This is a genomic window from Moorena sp. SIO3B2, from assembly GCF_010692525.1.
Classification (GTDB): Bacteria; Cyanobacteriota; Cyanobacteriia; order Cyanobacteriales; family Coleofasciculaceae; genus Moorena; species Moorena producens.
This window is the reverse complement of the sequence record NZ_JAAHHE010000841.1, coordinates 1-1,535: the sequence shown is the minus strand read 5'-3', so window position 1 is coordinate 1,535 and position 1,535 is coordinate 1. Positions and strand designations below refer to the sequence as shown.

At 39.9% G+C, this 1,535-nt stretch carries 1 protein-coding gene and 1 pseudogene; both read left to right on the top strand.

Annotated features, from left to right (window positions below):
* The coding region (locus F6K38_RS41665; RefSeq protein ID WP_287360701.1) for an O-antigen ligase family protein at nt 1-776 on the top strand (776 nt) is incomplete at its 5' end.
* A 176-nt stretch (nt 777-952) separates the two neighbouring features.
* Nucleotides 953-1,535, top strand: a pseudogene (locus F6K38_RS41660) (exopolysaccharide biosynthesis protein); the annotation flags it as partial.

Below are 1,535 nucleotides of genomic sequence, written 5' to 3'. Positions count from 1 at the left end.
CTTTTTTTGGTATCCCTTTACCCAGGACAGTTCTTTACACCCCCGACCCCCCCATTGTAGGGGTGTGTTCCATTCTAAGTTTTTTCATCTGCTTGGGTGAAGAAAACCGCCGCTTACGTCAAATATCTGTAGCCGGTTGTTTAACCGCTCTGCTAATTAGTTTTAGTCGTTTATCCTGGGTTTCCTTTGTGATCGCATTGGTGATTACAGCTTGTTTCCGCAGCAGTTTGGCTCGTCAAGGTTCTTTATGGATTGGTTCATTAAGCTCATTACTTTGTGCTATTTTGGGAGGTTTGACCTTAAGTGATTTAGTAAAAAAGCCTCTAGAAATCTTCAATAGTGCTCGTGCCGAATCCTCTAAAGACCGGGAACTGGTGGTTACTAAAACCCTTGAGGCTTGGCAAGAACGCCCCTGGATGGGATGGGGAATTATACAAGGCTCCGTCAAATGGTATATCTACGACATTGTTTTGGGTTCCTTTTCAACTTACGCCTCAGTTCTTTATTTGCACGGCATCATTGGCTTTATCTTTTTCTTAGCTGCTCTAGGTTCAACCCTTTGGAGTACTTGGACTCCAGCGATTCGTGGTAACCATAATTGCCAGTGGGCATTTGCGAGTCTAGTGGCTTTGTACATGCTTCTCAACGGAACACCATTGACCTGGATGGCAGTGTATTTGTGGTATTTTTGGGTCTGGTTAGGGGCAATTATTGCCGAAATACAGCGAAATGAGCAGTTTGTCTCTCGATGGGAGCAGTTATCTGGCAGAACTTGAAAATCAAAAATTTAAAATGGAAAATTTCAAATAATAAGACTTTGATTTATTCAAATAAATTTATTTATTATTGATTATTTATAAAAACGTTTATTTAGATTAATTATTGAAATTTTTGAATTAATCTAAATAAACATTTTCTATAAGTAAGATTGTAATCTTCAGGAATATATATTATGAAAAAATTAGCTGCAATTCTGAATAGACATTGGACAATTTTATTAGTTTTTAATTCGTTGGTGCTAGCAGCTAGCTTTGGAGCCTTTTCTTTATTAAAGCCTTTTTGGATTGCTAAAGCACAGCTAATTCTACCGGAAACAGGAAAGTTACAAGCTAGTTTAGGAACCCTTGGATCATTAACTAAGGGGGATTCTAAATTGGCGACTAAGAGTCATCCTCTGAATATGCAGGCATCGATTATAAACAGTGATGCTTTGATGAGGCGCTTGTTGGAGTCTGACCCAGAGAAAACGGATTTTCAAAGGCTGGTTCAATACAAAAAGTTGTTCGCGGTATCTCCTGACCAGGAATCGACTACGATCTGGTTGAATGCCAGTGGGGATAGTCCAGAATTAGCAAGAAATCGAGTTAAGGCACTGATCAGTGCGTATCAGGAGCGTCTGAATGAACTACGTCAAGCAGATGGTACCACTAGGGTTGAGTTTAATAAGAAAGCGCTCGACCGAGCTAAGCAAAAATTGGATCAGTCTCAGGAGGCATTAGCAAAGTTTCAGGAATCCTCTGGTTTAGTGAATAGCG